Here is a 7,006-nt window from a genome sequence, read left to right as displayed (position 1 = left end):
GGGGGGGGGGGCAGCACAGCGCCGGGGGGCGGGGACGACACAGGGTCGGGGGGTGGGGGCAGCACAGCGCCGGGGGGCGGGGACGCGGCAGCGTCAGGGGCCGTTTCCCGGCCGGCCGCGGGCGGTTGCCGCTCCAGGTCCCGGCAGGGGGCGCACGGCAGGGAGAGCAGGCGGACGGTCGGCGTGGCGGCTCCCGCGAGCCGGGGCCGCAGCCCGTCGGCGAGGCCCTCGCAGAACTCGTCGATCATGCGGTGCATGCCGGGCCCCGACTTGTCGAGCAGCCGCTCACCCATGTCCCGCACGAGCAGGCCCATGACATGCGGATGCCGGTGCTGGAGGGTGCGCAGCGCATGCCACACGGCGGTGAAGGGCCGTTCCTCGCGCGGGCGGCCCGCGGTGAGGTCACGCAGGATCGGGATCAGCCCGCGGACCTCGGCGAGCACCAGGTCGTCCTTGAACGGGAAGTAGCGGTACACGGTGCGCTCGGTGAGCGCGCAGGCGTCGGCGATCTGACGCATGGTCGTCGCCTCGAAGCCCTGCTCCCCGAAGAGGCGCAGCGCCGCCGCGAGGATCCTCGCGCGCGTGGTCTCTCGGCCGCCCTGCCGTTCCACATCCGTCACGCGGACAGTTTCGCACGCCGGTCAGCGGGGGTCCCGCGACAGATGTCAGATCTGACAGGGGGGTCGATGTCAGGTCTGACACGAGTGTTAGCGTAGGCCCGGATGTCAGACATGACATCCGGCGCGTCCGCCTGTATGCCTGAACGCCCGTACGCCACCGCACCCGTAAACACTCCCGGAGAACCAGCATGGCGAGCCTTCTCTACCGTCTCGGACGTTTCTCCTTCCGCCGCCGACGGCTTCTGCTCTCGATCTGGCTGGCCGCGCTCGCGGCGATCGTCGCCGGGTTCGGGGTGGCGGGCAGCGCCCTCGACGAGCAGTTCTCCATCCCCGGGTCGCAGTCGCAGCAGGCGCTCGACCGGCTCAAGGAGGTGGAGCCCGCGGCGGGCGGTGTGAGCGGGCAGATCGTCTTCACCGCTCCCCCCGGCCACCGGCTCTCCGAGCGGACGTACGCGGCCGGCATGCAGGCCACGCTGCGGGAGGCCGCCCACGCGCCGCAGGTCGGGGCGGTGATCCCGCCGCAGAAGACCGGCACGGTCACCCCTGACGGGCGGACGGCGCTCGCGCAGGTGCAGTACGCGGTCTCGGCGCCCGCCGTGAAGACCAGCAGCCTCGACGCGCTGAGGGACACCGCGGAGCCCGCCGAGAAGGCGGGGCTCACGACGCATGTGGGCGGCGCGGTCTTCGGCACCCGGGGCGTGCAGATCGGCTCCACCGAGGTGATCGGCGTCGTCGTGGCGCTCGTGGTACTGGTGATCACCTTCGGCTCGCTGCTCGCGGCGGGGATGCCGCTGGTCACCGCCATCGGCGGGCTGGCCGTGGCGCTCTCGGGCCTGATGCTGCTCACCCATGTCTTCTCGATCTCGTCCACGGCCATCACCCTGGCGGTGATGCTGGGCCTCGCCGTGGGCATCGACTACACGCTGTTCATCCTCTCCCGGCACCGCTCGCAGCTGGCCAGGGGCATGGAGGTCGAGGAGTCCGCGGGACGGGCGCTCGGCACGGCGGGCAGCGCGGTGGTGTTCGCCGGGCTCACCGTGGTCGTCGCGCTGGCCGGGCTCTCCGTGGTCGGCATCCCGTTCCTGACCGTGATGGGACTCAGCGGCGCGGTGACCGTGGTGGTGGCGGTGCTCGCCGCGACCACCCTGCTGCCGGCGCTGCTCGGCTTCGCGGGACGGCGGCTCGTGCCGAAGCCCACCTCGCGCGCCGCGCGCCGCGAGCGCAGCGACAGGCCCGCCATGGGCGCCCGGTGGATCAGGGCCACCACGCGCAGGCCCCTGGTGACGGTGCTCGCCGGCGTCGCCGCCCTCGTCGTACTGGCCATCCCGGCAAGGGAGTTGCAGCTCGCGCTGCCCGACAACGGCTCCGCGCCCCAGGGTTCGACCCAACGCGAGGCGTACGACACGGTGTCGGACGCCTTCGGCCCCGGCTTCAACGGGCCGCTGCTGATCCTCGCCGACACCGCGCACGCACGCGGCGGCGCCAGGGGCGCGCGCTCCGAACTCACCCAGGTCGCCTCGGACCTGAAGAAGCTGCCGGGCGTCGCCGCGGTCACCCCGCCGCAGCCCACCTCGTCCCGCACCGACCAGGTGCTCCAGCTGGTGCCGGCCACGGCGCCCGACGCCCAGGGCACCCAGGACCTGGTGCACTCGGTGCGCGACTACGCGGACGGTGTGCGGGACCGCTCGGGCGTCTCGCTCGCGGTGACCGGCACGACCGCGGTCAACGTCGACGTGTCGAGCAAGCTCAGCGCCTCGCTCGTGCCGTTCGCCGCGGTCGTCGTGGGGCTCTGCCTGATCATCCTGCTGATCGTGTTCCGCTCGCTCGTGGTGCCGCTCAAGGCCACCATCGGGTTCCTGCTCTCGGTGGCCGCCGCCTTCGGCGCGGTGGTCGCGGTCTTCCAGTGGGGCTGGCTGGCGGACGTGCTCGGCGTGACGAGGACGGGTCCCGTGGTCAGCTTCCTGCCGGTGATCCTGATGGCCGTGCTGTTCGGACTCGCCATGGATTACGAGGTGTTCGTGGTCGCCGGCATCCACGAGGAGTACGCGCACGGCGGGGACGCGAAGGAGGCGATCAGGCGGGGCGCGCCGGGCGCCTTCCGCGTGGTGACGGCGGCGGCGCTGATCATGATCGCGGTGTTCGCCGGTTTCGTGACGCTCGACGACGCGATCGTGAAGCCGATCGCGTTCGCCCTGGCCTTCGGTGTGCTGGTGGACGCCTTCGTGGTGCGGATGACCCTGGTGCCCGCGGTCCTCGCGCTCGTCGGGCGGGCCGCCTGGTGGCTGCCGAAGTGGCTGGCCAGGATCCTGCCGACGGTGGACATCGAGGGCCGGGGGCTGCCGCCCCTGGCGGCGGACGGCGCCGCGGACGGCCGGGAGCGCGAGGTCTCGCGGGGCCGGTGACAGGCGGCCGGGGGCGCGGCGGACGGGGCCGCGCCCCCGGCTCATTCAGCCGAGCCGCAGGACGCGCACGCCGTACGGCGGCAGGGTGACCTCGTCGACCGGCGCGCCGCTGCCCAGCTCCCGCAGGGCGGCCCCGGCGCGGGGGCGCACCGTCTCCTCGGCGCCGCTCTGGCTCACCAGCCACACGAAGCTCCGCCCGTCCTCGTGCCGCACGGTGTCGGCCCCGACGAACGGCGAGTCGACGGTGACCGGCCGGGAGGCGCCCGCGACCTCGGCGAGGGCCGCGTAGAGGCGGTGGGTCTCGTCCGGGTTGACCCGCGCGGTGCGCGCCGCCATGTGCTCGATCGGGTAGGTCGCGAGGACGGTGCGACCGCGGCCCATGGCGTACTCCAGCAGGGCGGGCCTGCCGTGCGCGTCGGTGGCGAGGACCCGGGCGCCGCGCGGCTCCACCGGGAGGTACGCACGGCTGTCCTCGTTTCCCGCCACGGGAAAGCGCAGGGTCTCCCCCGCCGCGATGCCGCCGAAGTCGGCGGTGAAGGTGAGGACGAGCTCCCGGTCCTCGACGGGCTCCGCGACCCCGTAGGTGAGCTGGTGCTCCACCCCGAACAGGGCGTCGAGTCCGTCGAACCAGGGGCCGCGGGTGCCGGGGTGCTCGCCCGAGCAGAACGACAGGTAGACGGTGGCGCCGGCGCGCGCCCTGCGCTCCAGCTCCCTGCGGGTCCTGGTGGTGAACTGCCGGGTGGCGGGCAGCAGATACAGCGCCGCGTCGCCCGGCAGGCCGTCCGCCTCGCGGGTGAGCGCGACCGGCAGGTCGGCGGCGCGCGCGGCCACGTACGCCTGGTGCAGCGAGGAGAAGATCAGCGGCCGGTCGGCGGGGCGGCTGTAGGGGTAGCCGCGTTCGAGGAAGGCGGGGACCACCAGTGCGGCGTCCGCGTCGGCCCTATGACAGCGCGCGTAGTCGGTGGCCGTCACCACCTCGGCGAAGGCGGCGAGTTCACGCAGCGGCGGCTTGGGGCGTCCCTCGGCGTCAGTGATGCCGAAGTGCATCTCGAACGGATGGTGGTCGTACGGGGAGCGGTCCCACAGCGCGTCGTAGTCGGTGTTGTTCCAGGCGATCCAGCCGGTGGCGCCGCCCAGCAGCGAGTTGTGCAGGGTCTGCCGGTAGTAGACGGCCGCCGCGTCGGCCGACACGGTGTCGGTGGACAGTCCGAACTCCTCAAGCACCACGGGCTGCCCGGTGACGGAGGCGAGTTCGCACTCGAAGGCGGCCCGGTAGTGCTGGCGCACCCGGTCGGTGTCCGAGCGGTAGACGTGCGGGCCGACGAAGTCGACGTACTCCGCGGTGTCGCGCAGCGAGAAGCCGTTGTCCCTGCCGGTGACCTCGATGCCCCAGGCGCCGTCGCCCAGCGAGACGGGCTGGGTGCCGCCGGCCGCGCGCACCGCGTGGCACATGGCCTGCGCCCAGGCGGTGACGACGTCGCTCGACGGCGGGTCGACCTGGTAGACGCGCCCGTACCCGGGCATCTCGTTGCTGATCAGCCAGCCGGTCACGGCGGGGTGGTCCTTGAACCTGCGGGTCATCTGGTGGACGAACCACGCCTGGCGGCCCACCATCCACACGTCCTCGTAGAGGTCGCGCCCGCCCCGCCAGGCCGGGTCCCAGTTCTCGCCCGACATGTGGCCGACGATGAAGGTGGGCACGGTGGCCATGCCGCGTTCGGTGTGCGCGTCCAGGAAGTCCCGGAAGCGGTCGCACAACTCCTCGTCGATCCGGTGGGGTTCGGGGTGGAAGTCGGGCCAGTAGAAGAACGACCTGGTCATGGTGAGGCCGTGGTCGCCGAGTACGGCGAGCTCCTGGCGCACCACCTCCGGATCGTAGTCCCGCCACATCAGCGGCCCGCCCGTGCGGGACCAGAAGTTGGCGCCGAGCCAGGGCAGGACGGCGTCGTCGTGGGTGAGGTGGGCGGTGTGGCGTCGCATACGGGTTCTTTCCTCGGTGCGTGCGGTGTGCCCCCCGGCCCGGGTGCGGCGTGGGCGGTGTGCCGGTGCGGCACCCGGGTCCGTTGGCGCTCGGTGCGGTCAGGGTCCCGGGGCCCGGCAGGTGGACTCCCGTACCACCAGCCGGGGCGGTCCGGTCGGCGGGGCCGGTTCCGCGTCCTCCCCGCACCGCGCGAGCAGCGCCCGCGCGGCGGCGGCGCCGACCTCCTGCACCCGCTGGTCGACGGTGGTGAGGCGGGGGTGCATCCAGCGGCCGAGCGGCAGGTTGTCGTAGCCGACGACGGAGAGGTCCTCGGGGACGCGCAGCCCGGCGCGCAGCGTCGCGCCGATGCCGCACACGGCCATCGAGTCGTTGGCGTAGACGACGGCGGTGGGCCGCTCCGCGGCGGTGAGCAGGCGCTCCGTCGCGGTGAGCGCCGCCGCCTCGGAGAAGTCCGTCTCCAGCACGTCGGCGGGTTCGGTGCGCGCGGTGGCGAGGGCGTCGCGGAAGGCGGCGAGCCGCAGCCGGGTGTGGAGCAGTTCTGCGGGCCCGGTGACGTACGCGATGCGACGGTGGCCGAGCAGCAGCAGGTGCTCGACGGCTTCCCTGACACCCGCGCCCTGCCGCGGCAGCCCGACGCTGGGCACGGTCAGGCCGCTGTCGGGAGCTCCGAGCAGCACGGCGGGCAGACCGAGCCGGAGCAGCAGTTCGGGCCTGGGGTCGTCGGCGCGGGCGTCGGTGAGGACGGCGCCGTCCACCCGGCCCTCGGCGGCCAGCCGCTCGTACAGGGCGCGTTCCTGTTCGGGGCCCGCGACCAGATGCAGCAGCAGGCCGTAGCCGCGCGGCGCGAGTTCGCCTTCGAGGCCGGTGATCAGCTCGCCGAAGTGCGGGTCGGCGCCGAGCACGTCGGTGGGTCTGCGCACGACGAGCGCGAAGGTGCGGGTGCGGGCGCTGCGCAGTGCGGTCGCGGACGCGTGGGGCGACCAGCCGAGCGAGGCGGCGGCGGCGAGCACCCGGTCGCGGGTGGCCTCGGAGAGCCGTCCCGTGCCGTTGACGGCCTGGGAGACGGCCGCGGTGGACACTCCTGCGACCGCGGCGACCGCCTTGATGGTGGGCCGTGTGCCGCCCCGGGGCGGCCGCCCGCCGCCCGCTTCCCCCGATGCCTGACTGCCGCTCACATCTTCACCGCCCCGCTGACCAGTGCCTGCTGCATGCGCTTCTGGAGAACCGTATAGACGACCCAGACCGGGATCAGCGTGAGGACCGTGCCCGCGGTCAGGACCCCGTAGTCGGTGCCGGTCAGCGCGCGCAGCGTGGGCAGCGCCACCTGGACGGTGCGCTGGTGCGGGGCGGGGCCGATGATGACGAGCGAGTAGAGGTACTCGTTCCAGAAGGACAGGAAGTTCAGCAGCACCACGGTCGCGATGCCCGGCAGACACAGCGGCGTGTAGACGTGGCGCAGCAGCGCGAGGGTGGTGGCGCCGTCGAGGCGCGCCGCCTCCTCCATCTCCCTGGGGATCGTCCGCATGAACTGCACGAGGATCACCACCGCGAGCGGCAGGGCCGTCGCGGGCAGGAACAGCGTCATGAACAGCCGGGTGTGGAAGAGGCCGGTGGCCGCGGCGAGCAGGAACGTCGGGAACAGCGCGGCGAACGTCGGCACCAGGAAGCCGAGCGAGAAGATCCGTTCGGCCGCGGCGCCGAAGGCGCCCTCCGAGCGGGCCACGGCGAACGCGGCGGGCACCGCGAGCACCACCGTGACCAGCAGCGCGACGGCCGTCACCAGCGCCGAGGAGACGATCGCGGAGCCGAGGCCCGCGGTGGTGAAGGCGTGGCCGAAGTTGCGCGGCGACAGGGAGGTGGGCAGTGAGAACGGCGCGGCGAAGATCTGGTCGTTCGTCTTGAACGCGGACACCAGCAGGTAGTAGAGCGGGACGAGCAGCAGCAGCGCGTACAGCCAGGCCAGGACGTGCGCGGGCAGCCAGGACTTCCGGAGCTTCACGGGT

Annotated in this window: 5 protein-coding genes; 1 reads left to right on the top strand and 4 read right to left on the bottom strand. The window is 73.5% G+C overall.

Annotation, left to right across the window (positions count from 1 at the left end):
* The coding region (locus ABEA77_RS05960; RefSeq protein ID WP_345642156.1) for a TetR/AcrR family transcriptional regulator at window positions 1–620 on the bottom strand (620 nt) is incomplete at its 3' end.
* Between the two features lie 188 nt (window positions 621–808).
* On the opposite strand from ABEA77_RS05960, the gene ABEA77_RS05955 reads away from it, so the two are divergent.
* The gene (locus ABEA77_RS05955) at window positions 809–3,022 is read left to right on the top strand and encodes an MMPL family transporter (RefSeq protein ID WP_345642153.1); all 2,214 of its coding nucleotides are present in this window, start codon (window positions 809–811) and stop codon (window positions 3,020–3,022) included.
* Between the two features lie 45 nt (window positions 3,023–3,067).
* Here the strand turns inward: ABEA77_RS05955 and ABEA77_RS05950 are convergent, their stop codons facing one another.
* The 3 genes from ABEA77_RS05950 to ABEA77_RS05940 all read right to left on the bottom strand — a co-directional run bounded on the left by ABEA77_RS05950 (window position 3,068) and on the right by ABEA77_RS05940 (window position 7,002).
* A complete protein-coding gene (locus ABEA77_RS05950) occupies window positions 3,068–5,002 on the bottom strand; it encodes a glycoside hydrolase 5 family protein (RefSeq protein ID WP_345642150.1) in 1,935 nt (644 codons plus the stop codon).
* Between the two features lie 99 nt (window positions 5,003–5,101).
* Window positions 5,102–6,178: a LacI family DNA-binding transcriptional regulator gene (locus ABEA77_RS05945; protein ID WP_345642147.1), complete on the bottom strand. Its 1,077-nt coding sequence runs from the start codon at window positions 6,176–6,178 to the stop codon at window positions 5,102–5,104.
* Window positions 6,175–7,002, bottom strand: coding sequence for a carbohydrate ABC transporter permease (locus ABEA77_RS05940; protein WP_345642144.1), 828 nt, complete (start codon window positions 7,000–7,002; stop codon window positions 6,175–6,177). Before ABEA77_RS05940 ends, ABEA77_RS05945 begins: the two co-directional genes overlap by 4 nt.
* Window positions 7,003–7,006: the final 4 nt, after the last annotated feature.

The organism is Streptomyces tremellae, from assembly GCF_039540215.1.
GTDB classification, from domain to species: Bacteria; Actinomycetota; Actinomycetes; order Streptomycetales; family Streptomycetaceae; genus Streptomyces; species Streptomyces tremellae.
Note: the sequence above shows the minus strand (reverse complement) of the source record. Positions and strands in the feature narration are given on the sequence as shown.

Coding starts and splice junctions, on each gene's coding strand:
- ABEA77_RS05955 (WP_345642153.1), top strand. CDS start 809: ATGGCGAGCCTTCTCTACCGTCTCGGACGTTTCTCCTTCCGCCGCCGA.
- ABEA77_RS05950 (WP_345642150.1), bottom strand. CDS start 5,002: ATGCGACGCCACACCGCCCACCTCACCCACGACGACGCCGTCCTGCCC.